This window comes from Paenibacillus aurantius, from assembly GCF_032268605.1.
Lineage (GTDB): Bacteria > Bacillota > Bacilli > Paenibacillales > NBRC-103111 > Paenibacillus_AO > Paenibacillus_AO aurantius.
Map to the genome: position 1 here is coordinate 4,134,644 of NZ_CP130318.1, position 18,453 is coordinate 4,153,096.

At 38.6% G+C, this 18,453-nt stretch carries 13 protein-coding genes and 2 pseudogenes; 2 read left to right on the forward strand and 13 right to left on the reverse strand.

What is annotated here, in order from left to right:
* Nucleotides 1-20: 20 nt before the first annotated feature.
* The 12 genes and pseudogenes from MJA45_RS18735 to MJA45_RS18790 all read right to left on the reverse strand — a co-directional run.
* The gene (locus tag MJA45_RS18735) at nucleotides 21-1,781 is read right to left on the reverse strand and encodes an ABC transporter ATP-binding protein (protein WP_315603425.1); all 1,761 of its coding nucleotides are present in this window, start codon (nucleotides 1,779-1,781) and stop codon (nucleotides 21-23) included.
* Entirely contained in the window at nucleotides 1,762-3,540 is a 1,779-nt protein-coding gene (locus MJA45_RS18740) for an ABC transporter ATP-binding protein (protein ID WP_315603426.1), read from the reverse strand. The genes MJA45_RS18735 and MJA45_RS18740 overlap by 20 nt, the downstream gene beginning before the upstream one ends.
* A 290-nt stretch (nucleotides 3,541-3,830) precedes the next feature.
* Nucleotides 3,831-5,486 (reverse strand): nucleotidyltransferase family protein, encoded by a 1,656-nt coding sequence (locus MJA45_RS18745; protein WP_315603427.1) that lies wholly within the window; start codon nucleotides 5,484-5,486, stop codon nucleotides 3,831-3,833.
* A gap of 301 nt (nucleotides 5,487-5,787) precedes the next feature.
* Nucleotides 5,788-6,423 (reverse strand): histidine phosphatase family protein, encoded by a 636-nt coding sequence (locus MJA45_RS18750; protein ID WP_315603428.1) that lies wholly within the window; start codon nucleotides 6,421-6,423, stop codon nucleotides 5,788-5,790.
* A gap of 179 nt (nucleotides 6,424-6,602) precedes the next feature.
* Nucleotides 6,603-7,268 carry an HAD family hydrolase gene (locus MJA45_RS18755; protein WP_315603429.1) on the reverse strand — a complete coding sequence of 222 codons (666 nt, stop codon included), beginning with the start codon at nucleotides 7,266-7,268 and terminating at the stop codon, nucleotides 6,603-6,605.
* Nucleotides 7,268-7,495, reverse strand: coding sequence for a DUF1450 domain-containing protein (locus tag MJA45_RS18760; RefSeq protein ID WP_315603430.1), 228 nt, complete (start codon nucleotides 7,493-7,495; stop codon nucleotides 7,268-7,270). Before MJA45_RS18760 ends, MJA45_RS18755 begins: the two co-directional genes overlap by 1 nt.
* A 24-nt stretch (nucleotides 7,496-7,519) precedes the next feature.
* Nucleotides 7,520-8,599 carry a radical SAM family protein gene (locus MJA45_RS18765; protein ID WP_315603431.1) on the reverse strand — a complete coding sequence of 360 codons (1,080 nt, stop codon included), beginning with the start codon at nucleotides 8,597-8,599 and terminating at the stop codon, nucleotides 7,520-7,522.
* Between the two features lies 1 nt (nucleotide 8,600).
* Nucleotides 8,601-9,623 carry a hypothetical protein gene (locus MJA45_RS18770; protein ID WP_315603432.1) on the reverse strand — a complete coding sequence of 341 codons (1,023 nt, stop codon included), beginning with the start codon at nucleotides 9,621-9,623 and terminating at the stop codon, nucleotides 8,601-8,603.
* Nucleotides 9,624-9,633: 10 nt separating this feature from the next.
* Nucleotides 9,634-10,851: a B12-binding domain-containing radical SAM protein gene (locus MJA45_RS18775; protein WP_315603433.1), complete on the reverse strand. Its 1,218-nt coding sequence runs from the start codon at nucleotides 10,849-10,851 to the stop codon at nucleotides 9,634-9,636.
* Nucleotides 10,852-10,867: 16 nt separating this feature from the next.
* The gene (locus MJA45_RS18780) at nucleotides 10,868-11,848 is read right to left on the reverse strand and encodes a methyltransferase domain-containing protein (RefSeq protein ID WP_315603434.1); all 981 of its coding nucleotides are present in this window, start codon (nucleotides 11,846-11,848) and stop codon (nucleotides 10,868-10,870) included.
* A gap of 20 nt (nucleotides 11,849-11,868) precedes the next feature.
* Entirely contained in the window at nucleotides 11,869-12,312 is a 444-nt protein-coding gene (locus tag MJA45_RS18785; protein ID WP_315603435.1) for a nucleoside-diphosphate kinase, read from the reverse strand.
* 835 nt (nucleotides 12,313-13,147) lie between these two features.
* A pseudogene (locus MJA45_RS18790) lies at nucleotides 13,148-13,888 on the reverse strand (IS110 family transposase); the annotation flags it as partial.
* A gap of 242 nt (nucleotides 13,889-14,130) precedes the next feature.
* Between MJA45_RS18790 and MJA45_RS18795 the strand changes: the two are divergent.
* A pseudogene (locus MJA45_RS18795) lies at nucleotides 14,131-15,376 on the forward strand (IS110 family RNA-guided transposase).
* Nucleotides 15,377-15,627: 251 nt separating this feature from the next.
* Nucleotides 15,628-16,899, forward strand: a complete 1,272-nt coding sequence (locus MJA45_RS18800; protein WP_315603437.1) for an IS110 family RNA-guided transposase — start codon at nucleotides 15,628-15,630, stop codon at nucleotides 16,897-16,899.
* 1,016 nt (nucleotides 16,900-17,915) lie between these two features.
* On the opposite strand, the gene MJA45_RS18805 is transcribed toward MJA45_RS18800, so the two are convergent.
* The gene (locus MJA45_RS18805; RefSeq protein WP_315603438.1) at nucleotides 17,916-18,353 is read right to left on the reverse strand and encodes a GNAT family N-acetyltransferase; all 438 of its coding nucleotides are present in this window, start codon (nucleotides 18,351-18,353) and stop codon (nucleotides 17,916-17,918) included.
* Nucleotides 18,354-18,453: the final 100 nt, after the last annotated feature.

Here is an 18,453-nt window from a genome sequence, read left to right on the forward strand (position 1 = left end):
CTCTATCTTAATTTCAATTTCTAAATTGGTAGTTTTTGCTCTACTTCCGAATAATTATCAACGACTTCTTGCTGTTGCACTAACCTTTTAAAATGCGCACTCGTAGCTATCAATTGATCGTAGGAGCCTTGCCCTACTAGCTGCCCCTTATCAATGACATAAATAACATCAGCATTTCGAATAGTGGATAACCGATGTGCAATCAATATCGTTGTTCTACCAGCACGCACCTCATCCAACGCTTGTTGTACCCGTCGTTCTGTCTCAAGGTCGAGGGCCGACGTCGCTTCGTCCAATATAAGAATCTCAGAATCACGAAGTATAGCACGTGCGATAGCCAACCTTTGTCTCTGACCTCCTGACAGAGTAATACCTCGATCACCAATCACAGTATTGAAGCCTTCTGGGAGACTAAGTATCGTTTCCTCAATCTGTGCATATCGACATGCCATCTGCAGTTTTTCTTCCGCTACTTCTAGACCAAACTCAAGGTTGGTACGAATAGTATCAGCAAAAAAATAAGGTTCTTGAAATACTATGGAGATACGACTCATCCAGTCACCCATCTTTATATCAGCCAAGCGGTGGCTGTTAATATATATTTGACCGTTGTTAGCAGAATAACTTCTGATTAAAAGCTGAGCGATTGTTGACTTTCCACTTCCGCTCTCTCCAACAAAAGCTACTTTTTTCCCAACAGGAATAGAAAAATTAAGACCCTTGAGCACGCTTAGCTGATCGGCAGTATAGGAAAAATAAATATCATTAAAACGGATGTTTTGGATCTTTCCTTCAAGTTTTTCATAAGCATTGTCATTTGATTGATTTTTCATTACCGCGTCAAGGCGGTCAACGGACGATATAGCTTTAGAAAAATCAAGACTAAAATTAAATAAGTTTTGGAATGAGTTTATAAGTTGAGCGATAAACTGGTAAGAAATAATAAACGTTCCTAAGCTTATCGTCTTCTGTATAACTGCGTATCCTCCAATTCCCAGAATTAAAAGATGAATCCCCCATTTAACCGGCTCGCTTAATACAATTTGTAAATTAGTTCTTTTACCTTCGTTTATTACCTTGTCATAGTAATGATAGAACTGTTGATCAAAACGTTTTTTTTCCCAACTCTGCCGATTATAAGCTAAAACTTCTCTCGTAGATGAAATACCTTCTTCGACAATAACTGTCAACTTAGATTTTTCCTCATGAACCTCTTGAGCAGATTTCTTTAATAAAGGGGCCAACACTTTACCTAAAATAAAATAAATCAAAATTAATATCGTACTAGCGATCACTACTATCCAGCCCATTTGCTTCATAATTAGAAAAATTAGGATAATATAAAACAAGTGCTGAAATGCGCGTGTCACTCTAGCTGCTGTTACTATTGCCAAACCATCTGCATCTCTTGTCATGTAGTAAATGTAGGTAGCTGTTCTTTCCTTTTGGAAAAGCGATTGGGGCATGTACAGAATAACATTTAGCAGTTTTTTGGAAATTCTATGAGCTGTATCTAGTCTACATTTAAACATAACCCGAGATACAATTACATAAAGTGCAGAAAATGCAAGAAATGAGGCTATAAACAAAGTAATAATTTTAGGTAGTTCTGAATATTGCCTTTGAAGAAGCACATTATCAATCATCATCTTTTGAATTCCCGTCAATCCTAACGTAACGATGGATTGAGAAAACATTAGCACAACGCAAAAGATATACCAGCCTTTAAACGGGGCAACAAATTCCCATAACCATTTTACTCTATACGCAATTCCGCTCATCTAACTCAGTTCCCTTCAGTAATCTATAAAATGCACCTTTCTTTCCCACAAGTTCTTCCCAAGTACCCATTTCAATAATTGACCCCTTATCCATGAAGAGGATGCGATCATAGTCACGTATTGTAGATAAGCGGTGTGCAATTGCTATAGTAGTTCTACCTTTAAGCAAATTAGCCAACGCAAACTGAACTTCTCGTTCAGTCACTTGATCCAGTGCAGAGGTAGCTTCATCCAGCAGTACGATCTTCGGATCTTTGACAAGCATTCGAGCTATTGCAATTCTTTGTTTTTGCCCTCCTGAGAGCCTGTTTCCCCGATCACCTACAAATGTGTCGTATCCTTCAGGTAAACTCAATATAGAATCGTGTATAAACGCAGCTTTTGCCGCATTTATGACTTGTTCATCGCTCGCTTCCGGGTTTCCGAAGCGGATATTTTCTTTAATAGACGATGAAAATAAATAATTCTCCTGAAATACATAACCTATTGATTCTCTCAATTGACCAATGTCCAGGTTTTTTATCGGAATCCCATCCAACTTAATAACACCCGAGGAAGTATCGTAAAATCGGTTTATGAGCTTCAGCAATGAAGATTTCCCACCTCCACTGAACCCGACGATAGCCACCTTCTCCCCTGAAAGTATTCTCAGATTAAGTTGGTTTAGGATCCCCGCTTTAGTAGGATAGTGAAAGGATACATTTTCAAAATCAATCTGACCTTCTATATGACTGACATGTACTGGTGTTTTAATATTGTGGATCATTGGATTTTGCGAACAAAATTTGTATAACCTCTCTCCCTGGATCATTAATATTTTTTGCTGGGTAATATCCGAGACAACATTAGCCAATATGCCTAATACACTAAAGAAGTAGAGGATAAAAGCAATAAACTCACCGATCATAAGACTACCGCTCTGAACAAGTACGATTCCGTATGAGAAGAGAGCAACCGCTCCAATATTAAAAGACAGATAGCGAAGTGATTCAGATGTATAAATATATGTCGACCTTCTCAGCCATTGCTTGGCGTAATTATTATATTTGTCATGATATTGACGGAGAATCCAGTTCTGACTGTAAAATGCGCGCACTTCGGTTACCGAGACAACGGAGTCGTAAATATGTTTTTCATAAACTCCAAGTGTGTCTGATGCAACCTTATTAACTTTAGCGACCTTCTTCTCAAGAACAGGTCCAACAAAGTAATAAAGAATGAAGGATGCTAGTGTAATGATAGTAAGTATGGCATTCATACTAAACATGATTCCGAGACTAACTAGAGCGAATAAGGACCTCCAGAGTACTCCAGGAAGAAACTTACGATAAATGTCTTGTACAGCTGTGACATCCGTGTTCATTAGTGTTACATTTTCTCCAATCGAAGTGTTTTCAAAATAAGGGTAGCCAAGAAACCGTAGGTGTTGAAAAACTTTAAACTGCAAATCCTTCGCTGCCTTTTCTCTTAGTTGTCTTTCTAACATGTTCCTTACGGACATAAAAACGATCATTATTACAATTAGCAAAGCAAGCCCCATCAACAATTTGATATAAAGACCAGTATTATTCTGCGGAAGAATAGAATCAATAAAGTATTGAATAAACTTTGGAATGACTACTTCGATACCGCCGACAATAATTCCACAAAGTACAAGTAAAGCTAGTGTACGCCAATATGGTTTTATAAAAGAAATTATCCATGAGTAGATAAGTAACTTTGATGGGGAGGAATTTAAATCTTCACCTATATCTTTCATTTAAGAGATAACATCACCTTTCATTGTATATGTAAATCATTTGGTTGAATCATTTAATTATTTAGACGTTTTAAATGTTTGTTTTTTCTGAGACTAATCATTTAAATCAGAACCACCATATTTTGAAGGTTTGTGATTTTGAATATTGTTGAGAGATGTTCCAAAGCACCTAAGTTTCATACTTCCCAATCCATAGAAATATAAAATAAAATAAATATTTAAAAATCTAAAAAAAGGCCCGGATGTTCCACCAGAGCCACTCTTCAACAATTTTAGTTTGGGAAAATTACTCATTCATTTAGAATAAGTTTTGCGTAACAAGACGGATCATACCACCTTTGTCCATTTCGATTAGCATAGGCCAATATACATTCGCGCCCTTTTCCATCTTCATTACTGTATGAAACATTAATATCAAACCAGCAGGCTGAATCTCCTTCTCGATAGAATAAAAGTTCGTTGAGTGGCAAATAAATTGTTAACTCATATCCATTTGCTTTAGCATTTAATTTGTATGGATGAGTAAAAGGGATAGTATTTTTATCACCAGTATATGAATCAGTGGTATCTTTCTCTTTTATAGAATTCCAAATATACAGCAAGTTAACGTCACCAGTGTTATATTTAGGATAAAAATTCAATATTTGTACTAATGGAACCCTATTCCCTTGATCATCAATACCACTAGTACCGAAATATAGGGAGATAAAGTTTGAGTTGGAATTATTAATTTTACTGTGAGTAAACCATTCATCATGAACCAATGTTTGTACAATTAAATATTTGTCCTCAATTTTAAGATCAAACCTAAATGAGATCTTTCTTTCTTCATCTGACGAATTTCCTAGTTTTATGCATTCCCTATTTACGATAATGCGTTCAGCCTCAGAAATTCGCAGTATTGGTCCCTTCCAGTCCATTTCATTAATTGATTCCCTATATAGTGTTAGTCTCTCTGCCCACAATATAGAATTAGGGTCTTTTCTTAAGTAATATGGCAAAGCACGAACTTTGTAACCTACTTCATTTTTGTAGTTTCCAAGATTCTCTTCTAATTTAGTAAACACTTCTGATGGTACCCGTTGCTTAAATATTTCGTTAAATATTTTTAATGCAAATAGGAGTTCCCCTTGTTTTCCCCACCCCATGCTCCGGCTAATAATAGTGTCCCAATGAATTAAAGAAGTATATTTATCAATAAGTAAAGCACTGTCTAGTAATGACACTAATTTCTTTTTAACTGGTTGTCCGAGGAATGTATGCATAATCCCAGTATCAATATAATCTTTTGTAAAATTACATAGGAGGTGGATTAGTCTATCATTATGTTCTAGTAGCCAATATTTATCTGACTTCAGAGCCCTTAATATAATACTTTTAACATAACTCCACTCTGTAACTAAATCGTTGAAAATACGAGCATGTAAATCCACGAACAGTTTCACAGGTTCCTCATCTACATATATAGTCTTTACCAATTCTTGTATATGACACGTTCTAGTAAGATAATCAAAAAAAGGGAAATTTAATTTAGTGTTTATACTAGGGACCTTATTGCCTTCAGAAAAAACATAGCCTAGCTCCCGAAATATATCTAAGGCTTCTGCTAGATAATTGGTGTCTATAAGAACATCAATATCACTAAATTTTCTCAATTCGGGAGGGCTATATAATTCCTTTGCAAGTAAAACCCCTTTAAAATGAACAAGTTTTATACCAGCCTCTTCAAACTTAAAAGCTAACTGCTCCAACTCTTTTTCTACAGTCTCACCAAAACCTTTCATATGCTTGTTAAACTTTGATAAATTGAGATACTCATCTTTATTTTTATATTCCTGAAAATATATATTTTCTAACCCAAAATGATTTAAATTCAATAGGAACTCATTGGCGCTTCCTGAATTCTCTTTTATATAATTTTTTAATTCTTCTATTGCTTTTGACAAGGCATATCTCACCTTTCAAATATATATTAGTGTACACCTGGAAACGGAGCTCAGATAATGAAGGTGTTCATATGCTGAACAACAGCAAAAGGTACAATGAAGAGTATAAAGAAGAACGGTAAATTCATTTGTGAGAATAAGATATATAATCGGAGACATCGCCTACTACTTAAACATACGAATATTCACCTTAATGCTCATCCTTTAGCTAACGCTTCAGTCGATTACCACATGAAAACGGCCACGCTGATCTTCTCTTTCCCTTCGCCCCTATAGAATCAGGTTTTAAATTAATACTTCTTTAAGCCTCCAAAGAAATACAATGCGAGAGATCGCCATAGAGTTCAATGTGAACTGAACTACCGTCCATGACCACCTTGTTCAGTGCAGTATGCCTCATAAACGGGGGGGCCCATAAATTTTCAAGAGATTCCCCTCTAAAGTAGGCCATTATAACCTTAAGGGAGATGGCATGTGTTATGATTAAAACATTTTTTCCAATATGTTCAAGAATGATGTCCCTTATAGTTGGAATAATTCTGTTTTGTAGCTGTATAAATGATTCCCCACCATTCTGAGGTTTATATAAATGTGGAGTATTTGAAAAGACATAATATTCGTCAGGATAAATCGTCTCAATATGTTTTCTTTCATGTCCTTCCCAGGTTCCCATATTTATTTCCATCAATCTTTCATTTTTGACAATGTTGATCTCCCGTTGGCCCCGCAATATTTCCGCTGTTTCATACGCCCTTTGGCTTGTGCTAGAGTAGATGGCATTAATTTGTATACTGCCAAGTGCATCACATAACCACCCTGCTTGTTGTTTTCCTAACATTGTCAATGGGGAGTCCTTGTGACCTTGTATCTTTCCATCCAGATTCCATTCTGTCTCCCCGTGACGGGTTAGAAACAATGAAGTAACCACCGTTCTCACCTCTCTTTCAGAAGTATTTTTACAGTTTAATAGTCGAATAACAATTTGAAAGTTACTTTTATAAATTGCCTTTGTAGATCTCGCGAGGATTGTAGAACAATGGCTCGTGCTTGACTTAACACGCCTTCCTGAACATCCTCACAAAGGATTTATCAATAAAATACAGCTTCATTATGTACCTAATCCTTAACGATGCCCCTAGCAAATGAACTATTGGTTAATAAATTTAAGTCTTTTACTACATAGTTAGCGAGAGATAAATCTTGTTTCCCGAGTTCGTTCTGATAACCAATGCAATATATACCTGCTTGCTTCGCAGCCACCACTCCATTTGTTGAATCTTCAATCACAATACATTCTTTGGAAGGGACACCTAATCGTTCAGCTGCTGTTAAAAAAATATCTGGTGACGGTTTGGATCTCGCCACCTCATATCCACTAACAATAACATCAAAATAAGGAGATAAATCGAATTTGTTTAAAATAAAGTTGATTTTTTCTTTTCTAGCAGAAGAAGCAACTGCCAAATGAATCCCATGATTTGAAAGTGTAACAATTAACTCTTTAACACCAGTTATCAGTTCTAGTTTATCCGAATTATAAATTTCTTTAAGATATCTATTCTGAAATAATTCTACCCACTTATCAATAGTTATATCCGACGGATAATAAGTGTTAATTCTATGAAACATCTCCATGGAAGTAGTACCATTGAATGATTCATAATCGTCTCTAGTGAATTCCCAACCATATTCACTGCAGAAGTCTTTAAATACTTTGTAGTGAATAGGCTGGGTATTTACGATAACGCCATCTTTATCAAAAATAACCGCATTAAATTTCATTATTTATCTACGCTTTCCATTATTCTGTTAATTAAATCGTCAACATTTTCCTCTTGCAGGACTTTCTGGTTCAAAACGGCATATGGTTTTTCAGAACAATCAAAACAGTAGCCCATGCAGTCATACTCTTTAATTTTAAATCCACCCTTCGAACGTAAAATATCCATTACTTTTTTAGTACCTGACACATGTAAATTACTTTGGCAAAATTCAACAAGGTGTTCCATTTTAGACCCTCCGAACTATTAGATTTAAACTACTTCAATTACACTTTCTGAAACAGTAGGAAGCTTTTTTTCACTTAATGCTTTAAATCCTAAGTTCAGGTTAAGAAACGATAAATCCTCTTGACTCATCGCTCCACTAAACATAATGTGATCGTCCCGTATTTCATACTCATTATCCCGACTAATTTTGAATAACATTTCATTTATGTGTGATTCGGGAGGTTTTTGTCTATTTGAACACCTAAAATGATTTGGACAGTTGAAAACGGTACAGTTCAAAGGTTTACGATCATTATGTAGAAAATCAGGCTTTCCCAACCAATAACTTGTTATGCAAGAAGTATGTCGGAAAAGTAAATAGTCTGGACATATATCATTTCGTATCCGATTAACCCGTTCAAAAACTTCTTTTTCTACATATTTATGCTTTTTCGTATACTCATTAAAAGGCACATTTTTATTTAAGTTTGAAAACCTTTCGTTAACAGTTTCGTTAACCCTTAGACCAGAAACAATAGAGACATTGAAAACGGGAGACACGACCTCTAACATATGCCTAATCTGCTCTTCACTGTCATTCTCTCCAGCGATCAAGGGTCTCCAGTAATGTATTTTTTTGATATTTTTCGCCTGAGCGAGACGTCTTATCCTTCTTTCTTGGTATGAGATTGTCACTTTTTCTAGTTGTGTATCCAATCCAGAGAACGAAAAGAAAACATAAATATTTAGATTTAATGAGTCTAAATATTCCAGATCTTCATCGGTCAATTCCAATTTACTTATTAAATAGATGGGATTTTGGAGTCTATACCTCTCCAAAATTTTTAAAATATTCATTGTGCTTTGTTTAACTTCGCGTAACAAGGGGTCTGATTTATTATTAATACTGATTGGGGTAATGTCATGAGTGAAATACTGATTTTGCAGCAATTGTTCTACTAACGATTCTTCATCGAATATTTTCAATGGTCTCTCAGGAAACTCAAGTGAAGAAAGAATACAATATTCACATCCCAAATAACATCCAACATACGCATTAATGGAGATTGACGTTTTCAAATATTCTATCGTGTAATCCCTACCGTTCCATAAAACTTTTTCCAATCTAATTCACACCTTTCATATAAAATAAAGTTTGGAAGAGTTGATCGCAGACACGTTTTTCGTATACATCAACATCCATAATAAAGCAAGGAAGTTTGCCAACTATCTCTTTAATATAGTCTTCTGTCCAATTGACGATGTCAGAAAAAGCATCATAATCACATTCTACATGGTCATAAAAGTCATGTTTCAGGTTATAGGTTGGAATTGGGGCAGCAAATTGTAAAAGAATAGTAGAAGCAGTTTTGCGATCACATTCAGATAATTTAAATTTTCCATCTGAATTCTTTCGATTTAAAATGATTGCATCAATCTTAGTATTGTTAAGCATGTTTCTAGGTTCATATAACAAGTACGGATCGACATTGGTTTCGTTTTTTTCAATATTACCCACTATAGCTTTTTCAAATGAAAATATTGAGTCTTTTGGAATACCCCTAAATCGCATATTAGATTTTATCCCTGTTGCAAATAGTTTACTATCTACTATGACATGTGTATTACAATTGAACTTTGCACCTAATTCCATTAATTGATGAATAATCGTTGTTTTCCCTTGTCCTCCAGGGCTAACAAACAAATACCCATGTCCATTACACTCTACAGTACTTGCTTTCAAATGTAGTTGATTATTCTGATAACCGAGTACGGTAAGGATCATTTTGATATGGTACCGCCAGACGATTTTATCTAAGTTTTCTCCAAAAAGGTATGCTGTTTGGTCATAATGAATCATAGCGACAGGCTTACCAAAATATTGCGTAACGTAATATCCTTTCTTCATTACGCCACTTCTCCAATCCTGACCAACGAATTCAAAAATTTCCACTGGGATGGATGGCATTTCCATCGCGTAAATTGAATAATCAACTCTGTTGACACTATCTTTTTCTAGATACTGAGCTACAGAAAAATATTCACCAAAAACGTCTTCAGAGCGATTTGTAAGAATTTCCACCACAAAATCACCAAGTGCTATAAAATGAGTTTTCTTCACATCTAGGTATTTAGTTAACGCTTTCATTGTTAGTTAATTACCTTTCGACAGAAAGTAATTCAATATATTCTTCCTTACTCAATCCTGGTATATCGTACATGAAATATTCCGTTCTCTCGAACAACTCAAATTCTTCGGGGTCTTTTATTTTTGATATTTTCTCAAAGGGAACATATTCCTTCCATCTATACTCTACGCCGAGATCTTTAATAAATTCTTGTGTGTAACGCACATCATCGGCAGTTTGACCGGGCAGTCCCAATATTAAAAAACATCTTGGAATAATACCTGATTCTTTTACCATAAGTAGAGACTCTCTTAACTTATTCTCATCATATACTTTCCGAATAGACCTTTGGACCGGTCTAGAAAGTGTCTCAATTCCAAATCCAATCTTGTAACAACCTGATTGCTTCATAAGTTTAACCATTTCATGATCAAGTGTGTCTATCCTTGTTACTGTTCTCCATTTCCGAATAGGATTAAAATCTAAAAGCAATTCACAAACCTTTCTAGCCCATTTCTTATCCTGAGTAAATGTTGTTGCATCAATATAATAAATAGCATCCTCAGGATTTTTCGCAATAAAATCGCGAATTTGCTCTGGTGATCGAGCATATATTTTCGGCTCCGGAATAAGAGACTTTTCAGCACAAAAAGAACAGTTAAACGTACAACCAATTTGTACACCGATATCAAATTGGTTTGAAGCAATTCTTAAATACTGATTCATTGGCATTATATCTTGAGGAGGTAAAGCCCATTCATCCGTCTCCATTGGTTCTGCTTTACGGTATATTCCATTGACGGCGTATGTTTCAAACTCCTCCGGTTCAAGTACAAGCTTTTTAAGTGCTCTGTACCAGTGGCCTGTAGCAACTACAATATCGAAATCTTTGGAAAATAGCTCTGGATTCATAGGTACAATTGTACCGTATACCACTACCTTTGCATTGCCTGTCTGTCGTATCAAATTTCTTAACTTTATAGCTGCTCTTACGGTATATGCTTCTAAAGGGATGCAGACGTAGTCACTTTCGTTAAATAATTTCGAAATTTCTTTTTTCAACATTTGAGTTACGCTTAAATCAACAATATGCACATTAGCATAGTTCCTCATATATCCTGCAGTTTCGCACAAATATACTATGTGTTTGAAAAGACTAGTTGGATTCCATGGTTCTTGCGGCCACACGAAAGTAAGCGTTGGAGTTTTCGTCATTTTAGTATCACTTAACCTCATTGTTTCAATCATTTGTAATCCTCCCATTTTATCTTTTTTGTAAGATTATTAGATGGTTCTTATAAAAGTTATATCTTTCTGCACTGACTTCCTCCAGGTACGGTCCACCTGAAAAATAATCAACAACTCTTACTCGTTTATTCAATTTAAAATAATTCAACATCTCAGCACCGTCAGGAAAATCCCTGCGACTAATAGGTCTATTTTCTTTCCAACCAAGCAGGTCGGAGATTAATATAAAGCCATCCTGTCGAGTTACATCGATTAATTTTTCAGAAACCCTCTTCGGATTGACGGTTAGATTTAAAGCATGATTCGAGACAATTAAATCATAAAAACCATCCTCGTTATCCCATTGAATATCGTTCAAGTCATTAACCTTAAAAAATATGTTGTTATTTGCTTTAGATGTAATAGTCATAACTTCAGTATCACTATAATCCTCTCCAACTTCCCATATATCTCTAAAAATACGATAAGGTATTCGAACATCTTCTCCGCTGCATATAAGCTTCCATGCGAAAAAAAGGTTAAATATTGAGTAGTCAATTAAATCAATTTTTGAGTTTGTAAAAATACTGGATAATTCATAGGCTAATCTTGAGGGGCCACTGCCGGCATCTAAAATTGAAATTGACTTCTCAATATTTCTATGCATGTAACGTAAAATCTCAGCGATGAATGAGGAGTACACTCCATCAGTATAGGATTGTTTATGTTGACTATATCTTGAATATTGATACCTAATTAACCGATAGGCTTCAGTAATGTTGAGATATTTTAGAGCTTTACTATCACCTGAAAAACTTTTTATACTCTCCTCATTGGCGTCAGGGAAAATAATTTCCCCGAGGCAGAGACGGATTTCATTGAGATACTCGTTTGTAATCTGGAAGTAGCGATGATTTATATTTGTGTTACATTCTTTTTGCGTTCTCATAAGATAATTAGAAATATGATTTATGTATTCGACCTTCCTATCGTCAGGAAGACATAATTCAATCTTCATCTCTTCACGTCCTAACAGATTTATGCAATAAAATTATGAATGTTGAATTCAGGAAACCATATTTTAATTTCTCGAATTGCATTAGACAACGAATCCGCACTATGTATTAAATTTCTGCAGCTTCTATTTTCTTTCTCTGCTTGTAAAAAAGAATCCATTCCCCATTTTCCACGGATCGATTCTTTACTGGATAAACTTGGATCTGTTGATCCGATTAGTTTTCTTACTCGATTGATAGCATTGTCTCCTTTGATAATAGCTAAAACTACTGTTTTATCCACATAGTACTCTCGTAATCTCTTTTCAATATCATTATTAGCAATTAGGTGTTCTTGATAGTGTTTGAAAATTAGATCTGACGAGGCGATCCTTTCACTAATGAAACAAACACATAATCCTTCTTCAAAAATCACATTCAAAATAGGGTAAATTAATTTACGTTCCACTGCATCTGGCTTGATCATTATGAATGTAAGCATTACAATTCACCAAATTCATATAAAATATTTTATGCAAATGAAATTTATAAAAAACTAAGATCAAAACTAACGCTTCATTCCTTCAACAAATTTTTTCAATAAAATAGATCCGTCAACTAAATTTTTCTGAAAGATAAAACAGGCACGGGAAGCAATTAATAACAGATCTCATTCCTTCCCTAATTTTAACTCGCCTCATATTCGCAAGAATGAGAACTAATATAATTTTTATTATAATCCCCCTTTTATAACCAAAAAATCAAAAACCTGTATAGAATAGATAGAACAAGTATCGTACATATATGATTATATTTTACATTTATAAGTATATCAAGAATTTTATTACTTGAAGTGTAAAAAAAAGGATGGATCAATTGGTAACCTGTCCAAATCTATTTGCTACACAGCACATCAGTCAGCAGGCTTTACGATTCTTGTGGAGATAAATTAGAGTGGGGGCGGTACAATGTGCCAATTTGTACTTCTAAAGGTTAATTACCGTCGTTTGATGGAACATAGCCTTGATGGGCCAGGTTCATTATCACTTCCTAATCATCGTGAAGCAATTGATTAATGATGTTCGGATGCCACTGGGTCCACACTTGGTATATGAAAACTTATACTGCGGACAAGACCGATTCTTACTTGATCCATTTAGTATTACTTCTTTGAGAAAATAAAAAGGCTGCCGGGAATAACTCCCGCAACCTTCTCCTTCGATTTCGTGTTAGATACATACGTTTGACCTCATCCCCTTAAGAGTCATATCATCAAAATGTCTTTCCCCACTTAGCAAGATCCGAGATAACGCGACACCATCAAGAAGCTCGTACTGCGTAAGTAGCAGCTGCAGTTCCATCTTGGCCAGTTCCTTGCCTTGTTCAATGCCTAAAGAGCGGCTTGCAGTCTCTCTAAGGTTCAGATACTCGTCTGGTACGTGGACGATCTCAGCCGGCGGAGGTTTGAGCTTAATAAGCTGTATCGCCGATTTGCATCCCCAATCCTTGAACACCGTCAGGAACTCGGGAAAGTAGCGGTCCAGCAAGTTATGCATGCGCCCTTGCACCACGCGCAGGTCGGTCGACAGATGGTCGCGAATCTTCGTCGCCTCTCGCAGTTCGGCGTAAACGTCCTGCGGCAGGCTGGGTACGGCGTACCGTTCGTCTTTGACCAGTTGGGCAATGACGCGTGCATCCTTGACGTCATTCTTCGTCGGTGAATTGTCGTTGAGCTCTTTCGTCCGCTTCACATGCAGCGGATTTACCACACCACACGTAATATCTTGCCGCTTTAAATGATGAACGAGATTCAGCCAGTAATGGCCTGTCGGTTCCATGCCGACGATGACGTCTGTATATCCTTGCTGGGCCATGAGTTTACGAAACCAATGCGTGAAGTGCTCAAACCCATTCAACGTGTTCTCGAAGGTTACCGGCTTCCCTACTTCAACTCCCCGGGAGTCCTTGGCCCGAGCCACGTGCTTAAACTTGGCGATGTCCACCCCGACGATGAGAGTCGTAGAAGTGATTTGAGTTATTCGCTCGTTTTGGGTAGAATTCATTTTGTAGTCTCCTTGGTTTTGTTTTGGGATCCGTTCGCTGGCCAGCTACTGGAGTCCCCAACAATCTTACCAAGGAGTCTTTTTCTTTCTCAAACCTGATATTTATGCATTATAGGAATGCTGCCCGTTAGGATTCCTGTAGAGCGTTAATTTTGCACTTTGCACAAAAACGAGCGACTCCGGTACGATGGGGTTAGTCACGGGTCATAGCCCTTTAGCCATCTTAAGGAGGTCGCTCAATCTTGAAGTTTAAAGCTCAGGCCAAACAAAATCAACTACTTGAACGCATTTCAACCCAGCACCTTGTCGTCGGCATTGACATTGCCCAGCAGTCCCATGTTGCACGCGCAGTTAACTTCCGTGGGATCCTGCTTGGCACTCCTCTTCATTTCTCCAACGACGATGCCGGCTTCAATCAACTGCTGCAGTGGATGAAAGATCTGCAGAAGACGCACCAACTTAACGACACCATCATCGGCATGGAACCAACCGGCCAATACTGGCTCAAAGACCGAAGCCTTGAGGTCGTGTTGGTAAATCCCCATCTCGTCAAAAAGAACAAGGAAAACCGCGACAATACGCCCTCCAAAAGCGACGTTAAGGATGCTTTTGTTATCGCCGACATGGTCAAAAACGGCTACTACACCTTCATCAAAGAAACCGGTGAAGTGTTCATGGAACTGCGTGTGCTTATGGCCAACCGGGAGACCATCGTCCATCGTCTGGTCAGCGTGAAGAACCAGATTCACCGCTGGGTCGACATTGTGTTCCCCGGACTGCGGCAGGTATACAAGCATCTCATGGGCACCGGATCGCTTGCCACACTGCGCCTCTTTCCTACGCCTGCCGATCTTCAAAAGCTCACCGTTCGCCAGGTAATCGACGGCTGGAAGACGGTCATGTAGCTTAGAACGGAGAGCTGCTGAACTACTAGCACTGGCAACGCGCTCAGTCGGCGCCAAGCATGCCAAGAAAGCCTACAAGCTTCATCTGCAACAGCTGCTGGCCGAATATGATCTGGCTTTTGAGCAGCTGCAAGTGAACGAGAATGAAGTGGCTGCTGCACTGGCGCGAATCCCGCTGGCTAAGCCGCTGCTGGCGATGAAGGGCATGAGCATCCTGTCAGTCGCCGGCATACTGGGTGAAGCTGGTGACCTCAGCGGCTATGCACATGGCAATGCTTTGCTGCGGCATGCCGGCCTCAACCTGGCTGAAGCGAGCTCAGGCAAGTGGAAAGGCCAAATGTCCATCAGCAAACGGGGCCGGCCCAGACTTCGGCATGCCTTGTTCATGGCAACCATGGCTCTTATCTTGAACGATGAAGCGTTTAAACGACAGCACGAAGTGAATGTAAAGATGAAAAGCATGAAGCCGATGCGCTCCGTGATGAAGCTTTGCGGCAAGCTGGCTCGCCTCCTGGTTGCCATGGCACAGAGCGGTGAAGCCTACGATCCAGATCGGGCTCTTCCTATGAAACAAGCTGCTTAACCGCTTCTCAATTGGCACGAAAACTGGCTTATTCGCAGGATCTCAAGATTGCACGGAGTACCGGATTGCGTTCAGCAAAAGGGCCCAGACCCGTACCGTTAGGATATCCGGCCTCCACCCACCGGATAGGCGTAACGAAGCATTCCTGTAGAGCGTTAATATCACGCTTTGAAAAAAGAGAAGCGCCCTCGTAAGATGGAATTATGCACAGGGTCGTTGCCCTAAAATCCCTATCTGGAGGACGCTCTACTATGAAGTTTAAACAACATGACGCTCAAAATCAACGGATCGAACGTATTACCAGTCATCACCTTGTTATCGGTATCGACATTGCCAAGGAGACCCAAATTGCTCGGGCAGTGACTTACCGCGGCATCGAATTAGGTAGGGCCTGCTCGTTTAAAAATGACGTTTTGTGCTTTCAAAAACTTCTCAGTTGGATTAAATCGATACAAAAGCAACACAACAAGACCGGGGTTATTATCGGGATGGAACCCACGGGGCATTATTGGCTTAACCTTGCTTGTTGGCTTTTAGAAAAGCACCTTGAAGTGGTAGTCGTTAATCCTTACCAGGTTAAAAACAATAAGGAGAATCGAGATAATTCTCCCACCAAAAATGATACAAAAGATGCACTGGTCATCGCCGATATGGTCAAGAATGGTTATTACTCTCCTCTGCGATTACCCACGGGAAATTACCAAGCTCTCCGTGTTTTGATGAGCGACCGTGAGTTTGTCATAAAGCAATTCATCACGATTCAGAACCAAATTCATCGCTGGCTGGATATCTGGTTTCCAGAATACCATCGAGTATTCAAAGATTGGAGCTGCAAAACCTCTTTGGTAACGCTGCGATTATTCCCATTACCATCCGAACTGAAGATCCTTTCCCCAGAAGAAATCTATGACAAATGGAGACCCCATATGAAACGTAGGGCAAGTATATCGTTCGCAAGAGCACTAGTGGAACAGGCGCAGCAATCCATTGCTCAGGATGTTGCACCAGAGCAAGTTAAACGATCCCTTTTGTTTCTCCTGGATCAGTATGAAACATTATCAACACATTTGGCGCAGCTTGAACAAGAGGCCATTTCCCTTTTGAAAGATATTCCACAAGCCCAGCGCCTACTGACCATTCCAGGCATCGGTAAAATTACAGTAGCCGGTATTTTAGCGGAGACTGGGGATTTAGGTACCTATCGCCATGGACGACAAGTGCTGCGACTTGCAGGGCTGCATTTAGGTGAAGAAAGTTCCGGCAAGCATAAAGGTCAGGTTCGGATTACCAAACGTGGTCGGCCCGGTCTTCGAAAGTACCTCTACTTGGCTGTGCTGCACCTAGTAGTGAATAATGAGGAATTTCGTGCGCTTCACCACCACTATACGCTAACAAGAAAGATGAAGAAAATACATTCGATTATAAAACTATGCGGAAAGTTGGCGCGTATTCTGGTCGGACTTGTTCACCAAGAATATGATTATACTCCCGAGAAAGTTATTACTGCTATCCCCGCAGCTTGACTAAAGTAAGCTCAGTTCGATAATAAAAGACGTAGGTTGGCTTGTTCGCAGGATTTCGGACAAAGAAAGCACCCGAGTACTGAATCTTCATTCCTTAAGGGCACAGACCCGTGAACGAAGCAGATCAGCCTCCCCCCCTTGGACAGGTATAACGATGGAATGACAGGGTAACATGACCCGTTGAGTCGTGGGAGGGAGAACCGCCAAGGGTAGTATGGAGCAGTGTGCAGAATATGGAACGATATGGGGATAATTATCTATTCCTCTGTTTCCGTATACCCTCATATTTCTGGGGGACTCCCACCACTAACTGATTCTATCGTTCACCTCTTAATGGGGATGCGAAATCCTGCGAACAAGCGAGCATACGTAAGAAAAACACATGATCCTGAGGGAGGAATGAAAGGGCATGGACCCGTCGAGAAATGGGAGTGAAAGCCTCCGGAGGTACGTGGAGCAGTGTGCAGCAGACCAACAAAAAAGGAGCGAAACCTCGCCCCTTCTGTTCCCGCATGCCTTTTGGTTGCCCATTTTGACGGTACAAAGCCTTCTCTGTCCAGAAAACGAATTTCCATTGGTGAGATCCTGCGAATAAGCGAGCATTCGTGAGAAAACTACATTGTACCGAGGGAGCGTAACAAGCGGCCCATGATGTAGGCCGCTTGTTGTCGTTGCATTGCCTTCCTCGTTAGTGAAACGGTTTTATTGTGAATTTTGTCTAGTGGTTTCTCTTTTTCTTTTTCCGAATAGCGATCGCCGCAATAATACAACAGAATGCCCCCGAAAAGCTTGCAATTATCGGTATTACATTGTTCATTCTAGCCACCTCCATGGTTTATTAAGAAATTCTGTAATACTAATCCATAATCCTGCCAGTTACCCGAGTTGCCGCGCGGAACGCAGTAAAGGCGATGGACCGGAATCCATCGCTGTGCTCTCGTGCCCGTTAACTCAAAAGAATCGCAATAATCCAGTAATCTGCTTCTACATAAACCATTAAATTTAAAAAGATGCAGTTATAGGGAAGCTACAAAGAAAGTTTCCTTCACTTCGCGGAAACCAAAAGGTCTGTATAACTCAGGTATACTAGTAAATAAAAAACTTGAATCGAACCTACTATCTATTTCAAATAACATCAATTCAAACAATTTCTTAAATAACCCTTTCCCCCTATATTGTGGTTCAGTCATAACGGATTGTATACCAGCTATAATTACTTTTTGATGATTTATTAGCAAAGGCATATCGAACATTGAAACATTAGCTATCGGAACTTCATCATTAAAAAGGGTAAATGGTGTATATGTTGAATTATGAAATCCACTCACAAAAAATTCTTTTAAAAGCGACTCTTCAAAACCGAACACTTTCTTAAATAATGGTAATAACTTATTTAGTTTTTCAACGTTTGAATTATAGTTCCAATCGAAAGCATAAGAATTATTCTTGTTCATCTTTTTACCACCTTCCCCTCTAATTTATACGCTGAATTGTAGCACACACCTTTTTTTTGAATGTGAGGGAGAGTTCTTATAAAAGTATCCTGCCCGTTAG

Coding starts and splice junctions, on each gene's coding strand:
- MJA45_RS18735 (WP_315603425.1), bottom strand. CDS start 1,781: ATGAGCGGAATTGCGTATAGAGTAAAATGGTTATGGGAATTTGTTGCC.
- MJA45_RS18740 (WP_315603426.1), bottom strand. CDS start 3,540: ATGAAAGATATAGGTGAAGATTTAAATTCCTCCCCATCAAAGTTACTT.
- MJA45_RS18755 (WP_315603429.1), bottom strand. CDS start 7,268: ATGAAATTTAATGCGGTTATTTTTGATAAAGATGGCGTTATCGTAAAT.
- MJA45_RS18760 (WP_315603430.1), bottom strand. CDS start 7,495: ATGGAACACCTTGTTGAATTTTGCCAAAGTAATTTACATGTGTCAGGT.
- MJA45_RS18770 (WP_315603432.1), bottom strand. CDS start 9,623: ATGAAAGCGTTAACTAAATACCTAGATGTGAAGAAAACTCATTTTATA.
- MJA45_RS18775 (WP_315603433.1), bottom strand. CDS start 10,851: ATGATTGAAACAATGAGGTTAAGTGATACTAAAATGACGAAAACTCCA.
- MJA45_RS18780 (WP_315603434.1), bottom strand. CDS start 11,848: ATGAAGATTGAATTATGTCTTCCTGACGATAGGAAGGTCGAATACATA.
- MJA45_RS18785 (WP_315603435.1), bottom strand. CDS start 12,312: ATGATCAAGCCAGATGCAGTGGAACGTAAATTAATTTACCCTATTTTG.
- MJA45_RS18800 (WP_315603437.1), top strand. CDS start 15,628: ATGAAGTTTAAACAACATGACGCTCAAAATCAACGGATCGAACGTATT.
- MJA45_RS18805 (WP_315603438.1), bottom strand. CDS start 18,353: ATGAACAAGAATAATTCTTATGCTTTCGATTGGAACTATAATTCAAAC.